This window comes from Arcobacter roscoffensis (assembly GCF_024267655.1).
Lineage (GTDB): Bacteria > Campylobacterota > Campylobacteria > Campylobacterales > Arcobacteraceae > Arcobacter_B > Arcobacter_B roscoffensis.
On the sequence record NZ_CP100595.1, the window covers coordinates 864,027 to 882,971 of the forward strand.

The 18,945-nt window shown below is 29.0% G+C and carries 18 protein-coding genes; 4 read left to right on the plus strand and 14 right to left on the minus strand.

What is annotated here, in order from left to right:
* Positions 1-150 precede the first annotated feature (150 nt).
* Genes NJU99_RS04200 through NJU99_RS04215 form a run of 4 tightly spaced genes read left to right on the plus strand, consistent with a single transcriptional unit; the run spans position 151 to position 2,783 of the window.
* Positions 151-687: a 50S ribosomal protein L25/general stress protein Ctc gene (locus tag NJU99_RS04200; RefSeq protein ID WP_254577477.1), complete on the plus strand. Its 537-nt coding sequence runs from the start codon at positions 151-153 to the stop codon at positions 685-687.
* 10 nt (positions 688-697) lie between these two features.
* Positions 698-1,252 (plus strand): aminoacyl-tRNA hydrolase, encoded by a 555-nt coding sequence (gene pth, locus NJU99_RS04205; RefSeq protein ID WP_254577478.1) that lies wholly within the window; start codon positions 698-700, stop codon positions 1,250-1,252.
* Position 1,253: 1 nt separating this feature from the next.
* Complete coding sequence (locus tag NJU99_RS04210; RefSeq protein ID WP_254577479.1) at positions 1,254-2,321, plus strand: LptF/LptG family permease; 1,068 nt, start codon at positions 1,254-1,256, stop codon at positions 2,319-2,321.
* A 15-nt stretch (positions 2,322-2,336) separates the two neighbouring features.
* Positions 2,337-2,783, plus strand: coding sequence for an NUDIX domain-containing protein (locus NJU99_RS04215; RefSeq protein ID WP_254577480.1), 447 nt, complete (start codon positions 2,337-2,339; stop codon positions 2,781-2,783).
* Here the strand turns inward: NJU99_RS04215 and NJU99_RS04220 are convergent.
* The 14 genes from NJU99_RS04220 to NJU99_RS04285 form a co-directional block, all read right to left on the minus strand.
* Entirely contained in the window at positions 2,746-4,389 is a 1,644-nt protein-coding gene (locus NJU99_RS04220; RefSeq protein WP_254577481.1) for an N-acetylmuramoyl-L-alanine amidase family protein, read from the minus strand. The genes NJU99_RS04215 and NJU99_RS04220 overlap by 38 nt on opposite strands.
* Before the next feature lie 98 nt (positions 4,390-4,487).
* Complete coding sequence (locus NJU99_RS04225; RefSeq protein WP_283256439.1) at positions 4,488-5,570, minus strand: nitronate monooxygenase; 1,083 nt, start codon at positions 5,568-5,570, stop codon at positions 4,488-4,490.
* Positions 5,571-5,583: 13 nt separating this feature from the next.
* Positions 5,584-6,792, minus strand: a complete 1,209-nt coding sequence (tyrS, locus tag NJU99_RS04230) for a tyrosine--tRNA ligase (protein WP_254577482.1) — start codon at positions 6,790-6,792, stop codon at positions 5,584-5,586.
* Between the two features lie 20 nt (positions 6,793-6,812).
* Positions 6,813-8,957: a RelA/SpoT family protein gene (locus NJU99_RS04235; protein WP_254577483.1), complete on the minus strand. Its 2,145-nt coding sequence runs from the start codon at positions 8,955-8,957 to the stop codon at positions 6,813-6,815.
* Between the two features lie 39 nt (positions 8,958-8,996).
* Entirely contained in the window at positions 8,997-9,215 is a 219-nt protein-coding gene (locus NJU99_RS04240; RefSeq protein WP_254577484.1) for a DNA-directed RNA polymerase subunit omega, read from the minus strand.
* Positions 9,216-9,231: 16 nt separating this feature from the next.
* Positions 9,232-9,939, minus strand: a complete 708-nt coding sequence (gene pyrH / locus NJU99_RS04245; protein WP_254577485.1) for a UMP kinase — start codon at positions 9,937-9,939, stop codon at positions 9,232-9,234.
* A gap of 63 nt (positions 9,940-10,002) precedes the next feature.
* A complete protein-coding gene (locus NJU99_RS04250) occupies positions 10,003-11,070 on the minus strand; it encodes an ATP-binding protein (protein ID WP_254577486.1) in 1,068 nt (355 codons plus the stop codon).
* A 3-nt stretch (positions 11,071-11,073) separates the two neighbouring features.
* On the minus strand, positions 11,074-11,997 hold the full coding sequence (gene pdxA / locus NJU99_RS04255) for a 4-hydroxythreonine-4-phosphate dehydrogenase (RefSeq protein ID WP_254577487.1): 924 nt from the start codon (positions 11,995-11,997) through the stop codon (positions 11,074-11,076).
* An 8-nt stretch (positions 11,998-12,005) separates the two neighbouring features.
* Entirely contained in the window at positions 12,006-12,785 is a 780-nt protein-coding gene (locus NJU99_RS04260; RefSeq protein ID WP_254577488.1) for a pyridoxine 5'-phosphate synthase, read from the minus strand.
* 82 nt (positions 12,786-12,867) lie between these two features.
* Positions 12,868-14,280, minus strand: a complete 1,413-nt coding sequence (locus NJU99_RS04265) for an anthranilate synthase component I family protein (RefSeq protein ID WP_254577489.1) — start codon at positions 14,278-14,280, stop codon at positions 12,868-12,870.
* A gap of 12 nt (positions 14,281-14,292) precedes the next feature.
* Complete coding sequence (locus NJU99_RS04270; RefSeq protein ID WP_254577490.1) at positions 14,293-15,222, minus strand: SPOR domain-containing protein; 930 nt, start codon at positions 15,220-15,222, stop codon at positions 14,293-14,295.
* A 23-nt stretch (positions 15,223-15,245) separates the two neighbouring features.
* Entirely contained in the window at positions 15,246-16,508 is a 1,263-nt protein-coding gene (locus tag NJU99_RS04275) for a serine hydroxymethyltransferase (protein WP_254577491.1), read from the minus strand.
* A 53-nt stretch (positions 16,509-16,561) separates the two neighbouring features.
* Positions 16,562-18,082, minus strand: coding sequence for a lysine--tRNA ligase (gene lysS, locus NJU99_RS04280; RefSeq protein ID WP_429726347.1), 1,521 nt, complete (start codon positions 18,080-18,082; stop codon positions 16,562-16,564).
* A 12-nt stretch (positions 18,083-18,094) separates the two neighbouring features.
* Entirely contained in the window at positions 18,095-18,889 is a 795-nt protein-coding gene (locus tag NJU99_RS04285) for a CvpA family protein (protein ID WP_254577492.1), read from the minus strand.
* Positions 18,890-18,945: the final 56 nt, after the last annotated feature.

An 18,945-nucleotide genomic window follows, 5' to 3' on the forward strand; every position in this document is an offset into this window, starting at 1 on the left:
AGTTTAACCCTTATTATTTGTTAATTTTAATGAGATATATTATCTAAAAATCGATTACAAAAAGTTAAACTTATAAATATCTAAAACTTAAACAAACTTAAAGTTAGTTTCAGGTAGAATCGCGCTTCAAATTTAAAACAAGGATCGTTTATGTTAGAGGGTATCGTAAGAGATAGTATGACAAAACAAGCAACAAAAACTTTAAGAAGAGAAGGTTTCTTAATTGCAAACATCTACGGAAAAGGTTTAGAGAATATTTCAGCAGCATTCAAAAGAAATGACTTCATTAGATTTATGAAAAATAAAGATAGTTTAGCATTTGATGTAAAAGTTGGAGATAAAGAGATTAAAGTAGTAGTTCAAGAGTACCAAAGATGTCCAATCACTTCTGATTTATTACACGTTGATTTAATGGTAGCACAAGCAGGTGTTAAAGCCGCTTATAAAGTTCCTGTAATTGCAACAGGTCTTGCAAAAGGTATTAAAAACAAAGGTCTTTTAATGGTTCACACTAAAAGAGTTCCTGTAAAATGTACAATTGAAGATTTACCACAAAACTTTACTTTAGATGTAACTGATTTAGACGTTGGAAACAACATCTTAATTAGAGATTTAGAGTTACCAGAAAATGTTACTTGTCACTTAGACCCAAGAGTTCCAGTTGTTGGTATAATTAAAGCTAAGTAATTTTAGATTTATGAACTTAATAGTTGGTCTTGGAAATATTGGTGAAAAATACCAATTGACACGACATAATGTAGGCTTTTTAGTTATCGATGAGATAACTAAAGGTCTTACAACTGCAAATATAAACAAATCAAATTTTCATTCTACACTTTTAAAATCAGGCTATAGCCTATATTCAAAACCTACAACTTATATGAATAACTCAGGATTAGCAGTTCATGCTATTAAAGAGTATTATAAAATAGACTTAGAAGATATTATTGTTATTCATGATGATTTAGATTTACCTTTTGGAACTGTTAAGTTCAAAATAGGTGGAGGTCATGGTGGACATAATGGTCTAAGATCATTAGATTCACATATTGGAAAAGATTATATAAGAATTAGAATAGGTATTGGTAAACCTGCAAATAAAAGTGAAGTTGTAAATTATGTATTAGATAACTTTTCAAAAGAAGAATTAAATAAACTACAAGATATAATACCTCATACTATTAAAGCGATTGAAGCACTTAAAAGTGGGGAAGACATCGCTCAAGTAAAATCTAAATTTACATTGAAATAAGATGAGCATATTAACTAAATATATTTTAAAGAAATACTTACTAAATTTTATCATTGTTTTAATCTCCTTGGAACTTTTTTTCGTAGGGATTGATTTTTTACAAAACTTTAAAGACTTGCCAAACTCAGCTAACTTACAGCTTTTATATATTCTATATAATGCTTTTTTTACATTAACGCTTGCATTGCCATTATCTATTATTTTTGGATGGATTATTACTTTAGTTTTATTTATTAAAAATAATGAACTAGTTGCTTTTAATGCTGTAGGAAGTGCAAGTAGCAAAATCTATGCACCAGTTGTTAAAGTATCATTATTCTTAATTGCACTATTGGTTTTATTACAAGCCACACCTTTGGCTTATTCTTATGATCAAAAAAGAAAGATAGCAAAAGGAGAGTATTTTACAAATACCAAGTCAGATATTTTTTTAAAATATAATGATAATTATATATATTTTGAAAAATTATTACCTTTGGAAAAAAAAGCTGAAAATATTCATATTTATAAAGTAAAGAATGATGATATTACTCAAACAATAATTGCAAAAGATGCTTATTTTCAAAATGATAGATGGTATGTAGTAGATGCAAAAATCATTACTAAACCATCAAATCTAGAACAAAATGATGCTAAGTTAGATGTAAAGTATGAGAAATTTTTACATACTTTAGAAGGTTTTAGACCTAAAATTTTAGATAATGTATATGAATCAAAATCAAACTTTTCTATTTTTGATGCAGTATCAGCTTTAATACTATTGTCAAATCAAGGAATAAATACAGATAAGATAAGAGGAGCTTTATATAATCAAATAGTAGTTCCGTTTTTTGTTGTTCCTATTATTTTACTTACATTTGCTTATGCTTCTTTAAATAGTCGGTTTTTTAATATGGGAAGATTTGTTTCTTCTTCTGTTTTTGGAACATTAGTGGTTTGGGGAATATTCTTTATGCTATTTAAATTTACTAATGGTGGTATAGTGACTCCAGAAGTATCTATTTTACTTCCAATGATAGTATGGCTCTTAAGTGCACTTTATATTTATAATAGAAAAATGAATTCATAAAAAGGTTTGGTTTAGATGAAATCACATGCAAAAGCATATGGAGTTGTTCCATATTTAGTAGAAAAAGACGATATTAAAATCTTATTATGTAAATCAGTAATGAGCAGGGAAAAATGGGGTTGTTTAAAGGGTATGAAACTTAAAGAAGAAACTGCTTTTGAGTGCGCTAAAAGAGAGTTTTTTGAAGAAAGTTCTATAGATATTGAAATAGGTATTTTTGAGGACTATTTTGAACAAATCAATTTAGAAAAAGATGTTGGAGTTTGGTTGGTAAATGCCAATAATATCGAAGGCTTACAAAGTAAATTTGTTAATTATACTCTAAAAACAAATTATCTATCTTGGGAAAATTCAAAGGTTAAGTTTTTTTCACTTGATGAATTACCACCTTTAAAGAAAAAACAATCTAAACTTATAAATGAGATTAAGGATTTTTTAGAAAGTAAGAGTCTATTCCATTAGCAATACCTTTTGCTAATAGTTTTTGATATTTACTACTATAAAGTCTTTTACTTTCAATTGGATGAGACATATATCCAAGCTCAACTAAAATAGAGGGCATCTGAGCCCCTACAAGAACCCAAAATGGTCCTTCTCTAACTCCTGAGTCATTAACGCCTTTATAGCTTTTTTTAACTGATTGTAGTAATCCTGCTTGTACATCAATAGCAAGTTTATGAGAAGCTGTAATTCTTGGTCTATTTAGTGACTCTAAGAATGCAGCTTTTGTAGAGTTACTCATCTTTCTAATATCTACACTATTTTCTTTTGCAGCAACTCTTTTTGCTCTTTCACTTCTTGCTGGACTTAAGAAAAAAGTTTCAATTCCTGATACTTTATTTGCTCTACTTTTAGCAATAGCATTTGCATGAATTGATATAAATATATCAGCATTCTTTTTATTTGCTAATAGAGTTCTATTTCTCACTTTTATAAATTTATCGTTATGTCTTGTAAGATAAACTTTGTATCCTCTTTTTTTAAGCATTGTGTATAGTTGCTTTGAAACTTTTAAAGTTACTACCTTCTCATATCTTTTGTTAGGTCCTATAGCTCCCACATCATGTTTTCCATGTCCTGGATCAATTACTATAACCTTATCTTTAAAAATATTATATTGAGGATTAATAGCTTTTGATGTTGAAGTAGGAGTAATATTTAAAATCTTTATAACTAGTTGTCTTTTATTAACAACATAAATTAGTTTTAAATCTTTTTTATTGCTAAGTCTCAGTCTTAAGGTATTTGGTTTTACCTGTCCTACTGATATTTTATAAATACCATTCATTTCAAGTTTTATTGGTTTGGCAAACTTAAATTTACCCTTGATATCAAATACTTCATCTATAAAGCCTTTATTTTTGTAAGTAACATAATTTACATCTTTTTTAGATATGTTTTTATTAAATTCTACAATGACTTTATTATCTTGAGTATAAAGTGTTCTAATAGAGTTTTTTGTATCTATAAAATTATTCTCTTTTATAGATGGGTTAATGACTTTTTTATTTGGTTTAGTTTCTACTTTCTTTTTTACAGTTAAGTCATCAATTGAAATGATTATTTGTTTTCTATCTACCATATATGAAGTCTTAAGATTTCTTTTATTTGCTATTACAATTCTTAAAGTGTATGCTTTAAATTGTCCTACAACAACTTTATCAACACCTTTTATAGATAGTTTAGTATCTCGTGCAAAAGGAAAGTTTCCTTTTAAATCATAAACATCTTTTGTTGCAGAATCATTTTTTAATTCAAAAAATCTTAACACATCATCTTTTGTAACTTCTTTTGAATAGCTAATTACTATATTGTTTTCAACTGTATATACAGATTCAATTTTATTTTTTGTAGAAGTTTGTATTTGTGTATTTTTAGTATTTGTTTGTTTTTTAGGTTTTGATACTTCTTTCCCTAAAGTTTTATTTTCTTTTTGAAGTAAAATTTCAAGTTTTTTCTTATCAGTAGTTGTATCTTTATTTAGTTTTTCACCTAAAATAATTAGTTTTTGTAAAGCTTGTTTTTTTTGCTCATTATCTTTTTTAAGCACTGCTTTTAGGTAGCTCATTTTAGATGAATGGTACTCATCTTTTAAGCTATCACTAAAAGCATTTAATGTAAATGTTATTAGTAAAAGGTTAAGAATAAAAAATTTTTTTAAAATTTTTATTCTCCTTTTGTAAGTTTTTCAATTAGCTCTTTTACAGTTATGATTTTATTTATTCTATAACCATTTGCACCTGTAAAGAATAATCCTGTATCTTCATCTCCATTATAAGCAGCACCTAATCTATCTGCAATACAATAACCAACTGCTTTTGCTTCAACTCCTCTATTACAAGGAGCTACACAGTTTGAAATACATTGTACTTTTGGAGCTGTATTATTTTCCATAGAGAATTGTAAATTAGTTCTAACAGATCTTGCTGGTAATCCAACAGGTGATTTCCCTAATTTAATGTCTTCTTCTTTTGCATTTAAAAGAACATTTTTAAGGTTTGCATGAGCATCACACTCATATGTTCCTATAAATCTTGTTGCCATTTGTACACCAGTACAACCTAAGGCTTGATATTTTTCAATATCTTTTTTGTCCCATACTCCACCAGCTGCAATAATTGGAATATCTTCACCCCAATTTTTAGATTCTTCAATAACTGGCCCAACAATATTTTCTAGTTGGAACTCTTCTTTGAAACAATCTTCATATTTAAATCCTTGATGTCCTCCACTTAGTGGACCTTCAACGATAATTGCATCTGGAACTTTATTATATTTTTTCCATTTTTTACAAATAAGCTTTAAAGCTCTTGCACTTGATACAATTGGAACTAAGGCAACATCTGGATAATCTTTCGTAAATTCTGGCATATTAGTAGGAAGACCAGCCCCTGTAATGATAATATTAATACCTGCTTCACAAGCATCTTTTACCATTCTTCCATAGTCATTACAAGCATGTAAAATATTACATGCTAATGGTGCATCACCACAAATTTTTCTTGCATTCTCAACAATTTCAAAAAATGAATCTCTTGAATAAAAATTTGCTACATCTTTAGGTTTGTCTTTTCTCATTACTACTTGTACATTTTCGCTTTTGTTTCTGTAGTAACCAGTACCTACAGATGAAATAACACCTAATCCACCTTCTTTACTTACATTACCAGCTAATTGATCCCAACTTATTCCTACACCCATTCCACCTTGGATAATTGGGTGCTTTATTTCATATTTTCCTATTCTCAAAATTAGCCCTTATTTATTTTATTAATATCTTAGCGAAATTCTTTTTACCTTTTTGTAAAATATACTCACCGTTTACTAAATTTAGTTTATCATCTGTTACTTTTTGTTGATTTATTTTAACAGCACCAGCTTTTATATCTCTTCTTGCTTGTGATGTAGAATTTACAAGGTTAGAATCAACTAATACTTGACAAATCCAAGAATTTTCTTCAAAAGTATATTCATCCATTTCAGTTGGAATATCTTTTTTAGCAAATACTTTTTTGAACTCTTCTTTTGCTCTCTCTCCAGCACCAGCTCCATGGTATCTATCAACAATTTCCATAGCTAAAGTATCTTTTGCATCTTTAGGATGAACTTCTTTATTTTCTACTGCTGTTTTTAACTCTTCTATTTCTTTTAAAGATTTAGAAGATAAAAGCTCAAAATATCTCCACATTAATTCATCAGAAATTGATAATACTTTACCAAACATATCAAATGCTTCATCAGTTACACCAATATAATTACCTAATGATTTAGACATCTTTTGTACTCCGTCTAAACCTTCTAAAATAGGCATCATAAGTACAGCTTGCTGTTTTTTACAGTTATATGCTTTTTGAAGTGTTCTTCCCATAAGTAAATTAAACTTTTGGTCAGTTCCACCCATTTCAATATCTGTATTCATTGCAACTGAGTCATATCCTTGTAGTAGCGGGTATGTAAATTCACTTACTGCAATTGGAGTATTTGAAGCATATCTTTTAGAAAAATCATCTCTTTCAAGCATTCTTGCAACTGTTAAATTTGATGCAAGATTTATAATTCCAGCTGTTCCTAATTCATTTAACCATTTAGAGTTAAACATTACTTCTGTTTTATCTTGATCTAAAATTTTGAATACTTGTTCTTTATATGTTTCTGCATTTTTTAGAACTTGTTCATTACTTAAAACTTTTCTTGTTTCACTTTTTCCTGTTGGATCTCCAATACTAGCTGTAAAGTCTCCAATAAGAAATTGTACAATTCCTCCAAATTTTTGGAACGTTGCCATTTTTTGAATTAGAACTGTATGTCCTAAATGTAAATCAGGAGCAGTTGGATCAAATCCAGCTTTTACATAGAAGTTTTCACCTGTTTCAAAATATCTTCTTACAAGCTTTTCAATTCTTTCATTATCAATTATTTCAGCAGTACCTCTGTTTATCTCTGCTAATGCTTCTTGTATTTTCTGTTCCATTAACTTCTCTTATCCTTTACTTAATTTTTATATGCGTCTTTTTTTGAAAAAAACTCTATTACTTTTACTTTTTTCTCTATTATTTTTCTAACTTCATCGATATTTGCTTTATTAATTTCAAACTCTATATCACAATACTGTCTATATGAGTGCTTTTGTCTACCATAATCCACTGATAGTATATAACCTTCATATTGGCTCATATAAGTAAGTAGTCTTGCTAACTCTCCTTTAGTATTAGGAAGGCTTACAAGCATTTTATATTGATATAAAGTATCTCTTGTCCATTTACAAAATAGCATTTGATGTTTTTGTTTTATTTTTTCATATGCTTTATCACACATCTTATGGTGTAAAATTGCTTCATTGCCATTTCTAAATGCAACAATGTCATCACCAAATTTAGGGTGACAACAATGGTCAAATGATACAGAATTAATACTAAAATTTGAATATATTAATACATTATCAAATTTATACTCTTTTACCTTACTAGTTAAGATTTTAAATCTTGTAACTAAACCCTTATCTTTTACAATACTTTTTTCAACTGTTTGTTTTACATATTTAAAGTATTCAAGAATTTCAGGTACTTTATATGGTGCTTCATATGGATATTTTTTTGATACTTCATTATGGTATCTCGAAAAAATAGTATCAATAATATTTTTTCCTGACATTTCATCAATTTCTCTTTTTCTGTGAGTACATAAAAACTTGATTTGTTTTTTTGCTCTTGATGTTTTTACCATATCATACCAAGTACATCTTGCTATTTCTTTATCTCCTGTTTCAATTGAAACAATATCAGTGCTTTTAAGTTCTGTTAATAAAGGTTTTTTGATTTTATTGATATAACAAGCTGTTGCTTTTTTACCAATATCACTATGAATAGCAAAGGCAAAATCATAAGCAGTTGAGCCTGTTGGAAGATTAAATGTTTCACCTTTTGGAGAGTAAACCACCATATCTTCACCATGTAGCTCATTTTTTGTATCTTGATAAAACTCTTCAATATTATCATTTGTGAATTCTAAAGACTTAAGCCAGTTTAGATTTGTTGTATTTTTTTCACCTGATTTATATTTCCAATGAGCAGCAATACCAAACTCTGCAATTTTATTCATCTCAAAAGATCTAATTTGTATTTCATAAATCTTTGAATTTGAAAAAACAGTTGTATGAATAGTTTGATAACCATTCTCTTTTGGTGTTGCTACATAATCTTTAAACCTCGAAATTAAAGGCTTAAACTCTAAATGTATAAATCCTAAAGCCTTATAACAAGCAATATCATCTTCAACTAAAATCCTAATAGCAAATAAGTCAAGCACTTCATCTATAGAGATACCTTTTCTTTGCATTTTTAAGTATATAGAGTAATGGTGCTTAACTCTACTGTAAATTTTAAATTTATCAGGATCAAAGCCATTTTTCTCTAAAAGTTTAGTTGTTGTTGATATAAAATTATTGAAGTTCAACTGCATTGCATGTTGTTGTTCTTCTAAAAATTGATCAATTTTTTTATACTCATTTGGATAGATATAATAAAATGCTAAATCTTCAAGTGCATTTTTTAGTGTAGAAATACCAAGTCTATTTGCAATTGGTACATAAACTACTAATGTCTCTTCGGCAATTCTTTTTTGCTTATTAGCAGGAAGTGCTGAAAGTGTTAGCATATTGTGAAGTCTATCACAAAGTTTAACTACTAAAACTCTTACATCATCGATTGATGCTATAAGCATCTTTCTAAATGTTAAAGCTGAGGATATAAGTTTTGAGTCATTGGTGTTATTTGATGGTACAAACTCAGTTTCTCTGATTTCTACAATCTTAGTTAATCCATCAACCATATGAGCAATATCACTTCCCCATTCTTCTTTTACATAGTCAAGGGAAAAATGTGTATCTTCAACAACGTCATGAAGTAAGGCAGTTGCTATAATAGCTTCTTCTTGTGAGAAGTGTGCGGTAATACAAGCTACTAGAATAGGGTGCACGCTATATGGTTCACCGCTTTTTCTAAACTGACCCTCATGAGCCTTTATAATAAAGTTGATTAAATCTTGTAGTTTAGGGGAAAGTTCTGTTTGATTGTGAAGTTCTGCTAATGCATCTTCAATAGTATTAATATTTTGAATTTTTGTAATAAATGGATCCATGATCACCAACTAAGTTATAAAAGCTTTAAGCTTTTATAACTACTCTTCTTCTACAAAACCATCAATTTTTAAAAAACCATTTGCAATTTCATCAATTGCAATATCAGTATATTTCATGTTTTGTGTATTTTGTTCTAATAGTGGTTTAGCACCTTTACTTAATTCATCAGCTCTTTGACCAACAGCAATAGCTAAGATGTATCTGTCATTATTTACTTGCTTTAAGGCTTTTGTCATTCTCTCTTCTAATCTCATCATTGAAAATCCTTTTTTTCTATTTAACAATTGAACATTTACTGTAATCACCATTTACGATGTTTAGTAAATTGCTTTTTTCATTCATGTTTGCAACAACAATTGGAAGCTTGTTATCTTTTGCAAGTGCAATTGCAGTGTCATCCATAACTTTGATATGATCTTCTAAAGCTCTATCATATGAAATTGTATCAAGCTTAATAGCATCATCAAATTTCATTGGATCTTTATCATATACTCCGTCAACTTTAGTAGCTTTGATTAGCATAGATGCACCAATCTCTGTAGCTCTTAAAGTTGCAGCTGTATCAGTTGTAAAGTATGGGTTACCAGTTCCCGCACTAAATATTACAACTCTGCCTTTTTCTAAGTGTCTCATTGCTTTTCTTACAATAAATGGTTCAGCTAATTGTTCCATTTTAATTGCAGTTTGTAATCTAGCACTTAAACCCTTGTGCTCTAATGCTTCTTGCATTGCAACACCATTTATAACAGTTCCTAACATACCCATATAATCTGCACTAGTTCTTTTGATAACACCATCAGCAGCAGCAGTAACACCTCTAATGATGTTTCCTCCACCAATAACAATACCAACTTCAATACCGTTATCAACTAGCTCTTTAATTTCATTTGCGATATAGTCTAGGATTTTAGTATCTATACCATAACCTTCAGCACCAGCTAATGCTTCTCCGGAAAATTTTACAAGTACTCTTTTATTCATCTATGTTCCTTTACAATTTTGCGATTATATCTAAGTTTAGATTAATATTTGATTAACAATAGCTTAACTTAAAGCCCATTCATAAAAGGGAAGTACATTTATTTTGTATTTTTTATGCTTAATTATCTCAGTATTTGAAATAGTTATAATAAAAAGTTCTTCAATATTATGTTCACTCATATTTTTATATATTTTCTTTAAAGTTGAATTCATTAAAAAAGTATTAAAAAAAGGAATAGCAACTATTGCTTGACTGGTATCTTTGATATAAAAATCAATATAATCTAAGTAGTAAATTTCTTTATTTTTATGTATTAATTCTAAGAAAATCATATTTGCAAACTCATTTTTAAACTTTTTATTATGACTTATTATATTTAAAAAAGAGTGATTATATGAGTAGATTTTTTTTGTTGCTTTTTCTTGATTGAATTTAGGAAGAAAATATATTGTATTTTCATGCTCTAAATTTTTACAAGTATTATAAAACTTATCTTTTGATATTTTTATTTTAGTTTTTAAAGTGTTAAATAATTGATATAAAGATTTCTTTTCATCTACATTTTCAAATAAAATATTTAAAATCTCAAAATGTGTATTATCTTTTGCTTGAAGTTTTATAACTTCTTGCAGTCTTTGTATCTTCCTGTGCTCTTCAAAGTTTAAAACTTCTGGTAAATTACCATATTTTAAGAAGTTATTAAAACTTTGAGTTGTGTTTTGGTATCTTTTATCATGAAGTAAGTACTCTTCAAAATCCAAAGGAAGTACTGTAATATCTCTAAAGCCTTTTAGTTTCTTATCTATATTTGAGCTAATTATTATGCTTTCACAATATGGGATTTCGAAACTAAAATCAAAACTCTCAATTACTAAAACTTTGATTTTCTTTTCTCTTAAAAAATCATCTAGATGTAGTTTTACTTCCTCTATATCATTTCTTGGATCAGTTAAGTCTATATAAATATATTCATTAGTTTTAAAATTTGATAGATAATCATATATTAAAAAGCTTTTGCCTACTTTTGAAGCACCTTTTACTACTGTTTTTGGGTGGGTTACTCTTATTTTTCTCTCAATGAAATTAATTTTAGAAAAATTAATTTCATAGCAGGCTTCTAGTGTTTTCATTTGCTACTTATTATTTAGTAGAGAAACAGCCTCTTTAATTGCATTTATATAACTTTTTGTATTAAGTTTTTGATTTTTATACGCAATATTAAATGCTGTTCCATGATCAACAGAAGTTCTTATAATTGGAAGATTTAAACTTACATTTATACTTTGATCAAAATATAAAGCTTTTAGTGGTGCTAAGCCTTGGTCATGATACATGGCTACAAAGTATGTATAGCTTTTTCTAGACATTGGTGAAAACGCAGTATCAGGAACTAATGGCCCTTTGAAAATATCTTTTTCTAAAATTTTATTTGCATTTTTAATGGCTTTGAATATTTGTACTTCTTCTTCCCCTAAAACACCATTGTCACTTGCATGGGGATTAAGACCTAAAACGCCAATATTTTTGGCTTTTACATTTTTATAAAAGTCTATTAAAAATTGAGTCAAATCCTCTTCATTTACTTTTTTAGCCACTTTTCTTAAGGGGATATGTTCTGTAAAAAGCCCTACAAACATTTTTTTACATCCAAGCATCATAATTGCATTTTTCCCAAAGTAGTCTCTTAGAACTTCTGTGTGACCTTTATATTTTATATCTGCTTTACTCCATGACTCTTTGTTAATAGGAAGAGTACAAACAGCATCAACTTCACCTTTATCAGCTAAAGTAATGGCTTCCATAAATGAATCAAATGAGTATTTACCTGCTTTTCTAGTAACAACTCCTGCTTTTATTTCATGTTCACCTTTAACTTTAGTAGTTATAAAGTCTTGAGGAATTTCAAGTTTTAGTTCATTTGCTGCACGTTTAAGCATTTTGTTACTTATACAGTATATTGGATTACAGTATTGTGATATTTTTTCATGTGTTCTTAGTGCTATTTCAATACCAATACCATTTAAATCACCAATACTTATTGCTATTTTAGGTTTCATTTTTTACCTTATTTTATTAAGTTTTTCATTTCAATAATTGCATCTTTTAAGCCTGTAAATACAGATCTTGCAATAATACTTTGTCCGATATTAAGCTCTTCAATTCCTTGAATATTTGAAACTAAAATTACATTTTGATAATTGAGTCCATGCCCTGCTGCAACTTTCAAATCATTTTTTATTGCTAATTTACTAGCTTTTTTTAACTCACCAATAGAGTTTTGAAGTTTTATGTTTAACTCTTTTTTACTTAATTCTAACTCTTTAATACTATGGTGTGTATTTCTAAGATTTGTATTAAGCATTGCGTAGATATTTGCAAAAGAACCTGTGTGAAGTTCAATCCACTCAACATTTAGTTTTTTTGATAATTCAATTGCTTCTTTATTTGGGTCAATAAAAAGAGAAACTTCAATTTCATTTGCATGAAGTTTTTTAATAGCTTTTTGAAGTTTTTTATATGAACCTTTTAAGTCAAGTCCACCCTCAGTCGTAACTTCTTCTCTTTTTTCAGGTACTAAGGTAGCACGTGCAGGTTTCAATTTACAAACAATATCTATAATATCTTCATCAATTGCACACTCTAAATTTACAGGAAGTGCAGATTGTTCAATTATTACTTTTGCATCATTATCATGTATATGACGTCTATCTTCTCTTAAGTGTATAGTGATTTGATCAGCTCCTGAAAGCTTACAAATACTTACAGCATCTAGTGGGTTTGGGTCGTTGATTTTTCTAGCTTCTCTTAAAACAGCAATGTGGTCTATATTTACGCCAAGTAACAAAGTAGGTCCTTTAATATTGGATTATTTCAATGATGAAATCATATCCAATATTAAATAAAGAAGAGAATAAAAGTTTGATTTATTAAGATAAGTCTTTTAGTGTTGCTATATTTGCAGCAAGTTTGTTGTGAACTTCTAGATATTCATCTTCTGGAATAGAATCAGCTACAACACCAGCACCTGCTTGGAAAATTACAGTGTCATCTGTAAGCATTGTTGTTCTAATAGTAATACAACTATCCATATTTCCATCAAATCCAAAGTATCCAATACTTCCTGAATAGAAGTTTCTTTTGATACCTTCAAATTGAGCGATTAATTCCATTGCCCTAATTTTTGGAGCTCCTGTCATAGTTCCTGCTGTAAAAGTAGCCATAAATAAATCAAACATATCATACTTTGTATCATCAATAACAGCTTCTACATCAGATACTATATGCATAACATGTGAGTATTTTTCAATTCTCATTAAGTCTGTAACTTTTACAGTTCCTGCTTTTGCAACTCTTCCCACATCATTTCTTCCAAGGTCAACAAGCATTAGATGTTCAGCATTTTCTTTTGAATCATTTTTAAGCTCATTTTCCATTTGTAAGTCTTTTTCTAAAGTCTTACCTCTTTTTCTTGTTCCTGCAATTGGTCTTAAAAGCAAGTGTCCATCAACTAGTTTTACCATAACCTCAGGTGAACTTCCTGCGATACAAAAGTTTTCATACTCTAGGAAAATTAAATAAGGACTTGGGTTTTTACTTCGAAGAGATCTATAAAAACTTAAGTTATCAACCTTTGCTTTTTGGATAAATCGATTTGACATCAGAATTTGGAATACATCCCCTGATCTAATCATTTCTTTTGAACGAGCAACCATATCAAAAAATTGTTCTTTTGTGAAATTAAACTTACCTTCATCTAAAATTTCAGCTTTTTTAGGGGCTTGATATACATAAGGAGTATAAAGCTCTTTTTCTATTTTTTCAAGCTCATTTTTTAATGAGTCAATAGAAGTTAACATAATTAGTTTAGATGTTTTATGTGAAAAACCTAAAATTATATTTGGTCTAATTAAATCTAAATCAGGGATATTTAACTGGTCTTCCAAAGAGTTCATTGATTTTTTAAGTGTTGGCTCAAACTCTTTACCAATATCATAGCCAATATTCCCAATAAATCCATCTACAAAACCAATACCAAGCTCTTGTGCTTTTTGTTTATAAAAATCTTTGTCAAAATCTTTATAATATTTTTGTAAAAATTTTAAAGGGTTAGAGTCGACTTCTTTTGTAATTCCCTCTTCATTTTTAAAGTAACAAATACCATTTTCATACCAAACTCTTTCTCTTGCTCCAATTACAATAAATGAGTAGTTCCCATCACTTGAATTGATAGTACTTTCAAAAAGAAAAGTTACTTCATTTGTATATAAAGCTTTTATCTTTTCATAAATTGAAACAGGTGTAAATTGGTCTAAAAATAGTTCTTTACTATAAAAATTCATTAATCTTCCAGTCTAAAATTTAAGAACATAAGCACCGCTTAGGTTCAGTTTTTTCTTTATATCATCTATATTCTGCTTAGCTGTTGCTCTAGAAGAATATGGTCCTATAAGTACTTTATTGTACATTTTTCCTTTTACTTCAACTTTATATATTTTATATTTTAAGTTTGCATCTCTTATTTTATTTATATAGCTTGCACTTGGTGTTTTACTAAAGGCACCAATTTGTACAAAATATCCTTTTGGAGCTGCATCTGAAGTGTTTTGAATCAATTGTTTAACAGTTTTCTTAGGTTCTTGTTTTGTAACTTTAGGTTCTTCTTTTTTTATTTCTTTTTTAACTTCTTCTTTTTTCTCTTCTACTTCTTTTTTCTTTTGCTCTTTAATTTTAGCAATTGTAGCATCTAAATCACTCTCTTCAATTGAAGCTTCTTTTTTAGGTTCTTCTTCTTGAATTACACTTTGTTTAATCTCATTTAGTTTTTCTTCTGAGATTATTTCTTCATCATCATTACTTTTTTTAACTCTATCATTCATGATTTTTTGAAAGTTTTCTTCAATATTTGCATCTTCACCTGTTTGAGCTAATTGTGTTTCTGTTTGATTTGATGTAAAAGGATCTTCTTTTGGACTATCTGTTAAAAGGCGAATAACAATAATAGTTAATAAAAATACAACAACCAATACTAAACCTAAGATTAGATATCTTTTCTTGTTTTCTTCATTTGATTTTGAAGATTGAAGCATTATATTATCTAGTTCTTGCTCACTTGGGTCTTCATTGACTCTTGGAGATTTAGGAGGAGTGTTATTAAAATCAGGTGAAGTTGACTGCCCGATATGGTTTTCAACTTCTTCTAGTTCATTTAGTTTTTGTTCTAACTCTTCTCTTTCTTGATGTACTTGGATTTTTTTTAAAAAATCATCGCCTTTAATTTCCATAATTGATCCTTATTTATCAAAATTTAGTAAGTAGACTGAGTGTAAATAACAAAGTTATTAGCTAAATCTTTAAGTTCAGCCTTAATACTTGCTTGTAATTCAGTGTTCTCAATATCGTCTAAAATATCAGCAATTTTGTTTGCAATTAATTCAAACTCTTGCTCTTTCATTCCTCTTGCTGTTAAAGCAGGTGATCCAATTCTAACCCCTGATGTTACAAATGGAGATCTTGTTTCACCTGGTACTGTATTTTTATTTACAGTAATTCCAGCGTTTTGTAATGCTGCATCTGCATCTTTTCCTGAAAATTCTTTGTTTAAGAAAGATACTAATACTAAGTGATTATCTGTTCCACCAGATACAATATCGTATCCTCTTGAAACTAATACTTCACCAAGTTTAGCTGCATTTGCTTTTACTTGCTTAGCATAATCTTTCCATTCAGGTGCTAAAATCTCTTTAAATGCTACTGCTTTTGCTGCCATTACGTGAACTAATGGTCCACCTTGTAATCCTGGGAAAATAGCAGAATTGATTTTCTTAGCAATATCTTCATCATTTGATAAAATAATACCACCTCTTGGACCTCTTAAAGTCTTATGAGTTGTTGAAGTTACTACATCAGCATAAGGGAATGGACTCATATGCTCACCTGCTGCAACTAATCCAGCAATATGTGCAATATCAGCAAATAAAATAGCACCAACTGCATCAGCAATTTCTCTAAATTTAGAAAAATCAATTTCTCTTGCGTAAGCAGAAGCTCCACAAACGATGATTTTTGGTTGAGTGATTTTAGCAATTTCCATTACTTTATCATAGTTAATTCTACCATCTAATTCTACACCGTAGTAGAATGCTTGGTAGTTCTTACCTGAGAATGATGGTTTAGAACCATGAGTTAAGTGACCACCATGAGATAAGTCCATACCTAAGATTTTATCACCAGCTTTTAATAATGCTGCATAAACAGCACCATTTGCTTGTGAACCTGAATGTGGTTGTACATTTGCATAAGAACATCCAAAGATTTCACAAGCTCTATCAATTGCTAATTGCTCAGCAGCATCAGCAAATTCACATCCACCATAATATCTTTTATAAGGGTAACCCTCAGCATATTTGTTTGTAAATACTGAACCCATAGTTTCCATAACAGCAGGTGAAGTAAAGTTCTCACTTGCAATCATTTCTAAGTGTGTTGTTTGTCTATCTAACTCTTGCTCAACGATATCAAATATCTCTTTATCTGCCTCTTTTAACGATGCGTTTGATATATAGCTCATAGTTTTCTCCTATATTATTTTTCTTTTTCCTAAGAAATAAGAGTTAGTAACTCTTAATCTTCCTCTTCTCCATGAAGATCAATTTCATGTTTGATTGGTTTCATTGCTGGGAATAATAGTACATCTCTAATAGAGTGCTCATTTGTAAGCATCATTACTAATCTATCCATACCAATACCTTGTCCAGCACATGGAGCCATTCCATATGATAAGGCATTTACAAAGTCTTCATCCATTTCATGTGCTTCATCATCTCCACCAGATTCTTTTGCAGCCATTTGTCCTTCAAATCTTCCTAGTTGATCTAATGGATCATTAAGCTCAGAGAAGGCATTTGCAATTTCTTTACCTGCGATAAATAACTCAAATCTATCAGTTAAATGTGGTTTTTCATCATTTCTTCTAGCAAGTGGTGAGATTTCAACTGGATATTCTGTAATGAAAGTAGGGTTGATAAGTTTATCTTCTACATATTCATCAAATAGCTCACCTTGTAATTGACCTAAATTCATAGCTTCATTTACATCTAAGTTTTTCTCTTTCATAAAGGCAATAATTTTGTCTTTATCTTCTGTAATATCAGCTGGAACTCCACCAATACTTGTAAGTGATTCAATTAAAGGAACTTCGCTAAATTTAGTGAAGTCAATTTCAAGTTCACCATAAGGTAAAGTTGTAGGTAAATCTAAGTGTTCAAATAAATACTCAAAGTACTCTTTTGTAAGTTCAATTAAGTCTTTATACGTTTTATAAGCCCAGTAAAACTCAATAGAAGTAAATTCAGGATTATGTGTAGCATCCATTCCTTCATTTCTAAAACATCTATTTATTTCAAATACAGCTTCAAATCCACCAACAATACATCTTTTTAAGTATAACTCAGGTGCAATTCTTAAAAATCTATCTACATTTAAGGCATTGTGATGAGTCGTGAATGGTTTAGCATTTGCTCCACCTGCAATTGGGTGCATCATAGGAGTTTCAACTTCTAAGAAACCTTTATCTTCAAAGAATCTTCTTGTAAGTGAGATAACTTTTGATCTTACATGGAAAGTTTTTCTAACTTGTGAGTTCATGATTAAGTCTAAATATCTTTGTCTATATCTTAACTCCTTATCTTGAATACCATGGTATTTTTCAGGTAATGGAGAGATAGATTTAGTAAGAATTTTTAAATCATGTACATGCAGTGATAACTCACCTTTATTTGTAACAAAAGGGTAACCACTTACTTCAATAATATCACCAACTTCTACATTTTTCTTGAAAATGTCATTGTAGAAACCTTCTGGTAAATTGTCTCTTGCTACATAAATTTGTAATATTCCTGATTCATCTTCGATTTTTAAAAATGATGCTTTACCCATAAGTCTGAAAAATTTAATTCTTCCTGCAACTGTATAGTGTCTATTTTCATCTCTTTTATCTTCTTTTTGAAAAATATCTGTATTAACATTTAAATATTTACTAATTGTCGTATTTCTATCACTATTATTTGCGTATGGATTAACACCTAAATCTCTTAATCTATCTGCTTTATCAATTCTTTGTTGTATATATTTATTTTCAAACAATATAAAATTCCTTTAGTTATTTTCTTCTTTATTTTCTTGTGTATTTGCTATGCTATTAAGTTTTTCTTTTACAGTATCAATTTGCTTTTGTGTTGCAGTTTTTGTATCTTCAAGTTGTTGTTCAACTTTATTGATAACTTCTTGTTCAACTGATTTTTTAACATCATTTACTGTATCTTCAACTGTTTTACTTACTTCATTTTTTGTATTTTCTAAAGCTTCTTGAACTTTTTGTGAAGTTGGTTTAGTTTCTGTTGATGTAGCTTCTTTTGTAGTCTCAACTACTTTATCAACTGCACCACCTACTGAATCAGTGATTTTAGTAGTATCTAGTTTTATAATATATGAACCAACACTAACTAAATGAGGCATTACAACAGAACCTGCTGTTTTATCATCAATTGCTTTTTTAAATGATTCTACTTGATATAATGCATAAGCAATAACAGAGAAAATTAAAAATACCTTACCTGCACCAAATATAAATCCAAAAATTCTATCAACTATACCTAATCCACTTGCACTAAAGATTTTGCTTATAATCATTCCTAATAAGTAAACAAGAATCCAAAATCCAATTAATGCAACAATAAAACCTATTAATTTAATAGTTGTTTCATTTTCTAAAGCTAAAATAGGAGCTATTAAATCTCCAATATTTTCAGATATTCTTGAAGCAACAAAAATTGCACCAATTATCCCAATAATTCCAAAAACTTCTTTGATTAGACCTCTAAAAAGCCCTTTAAGTCCTAACACTAAAGTAATACCAAGTATTACCATATCAAAAATAGTAAACTCTTGCATAGATTTCCTTTACATAATATGCGATAGTATATCTAATCAATTCATAAGAAAACTTT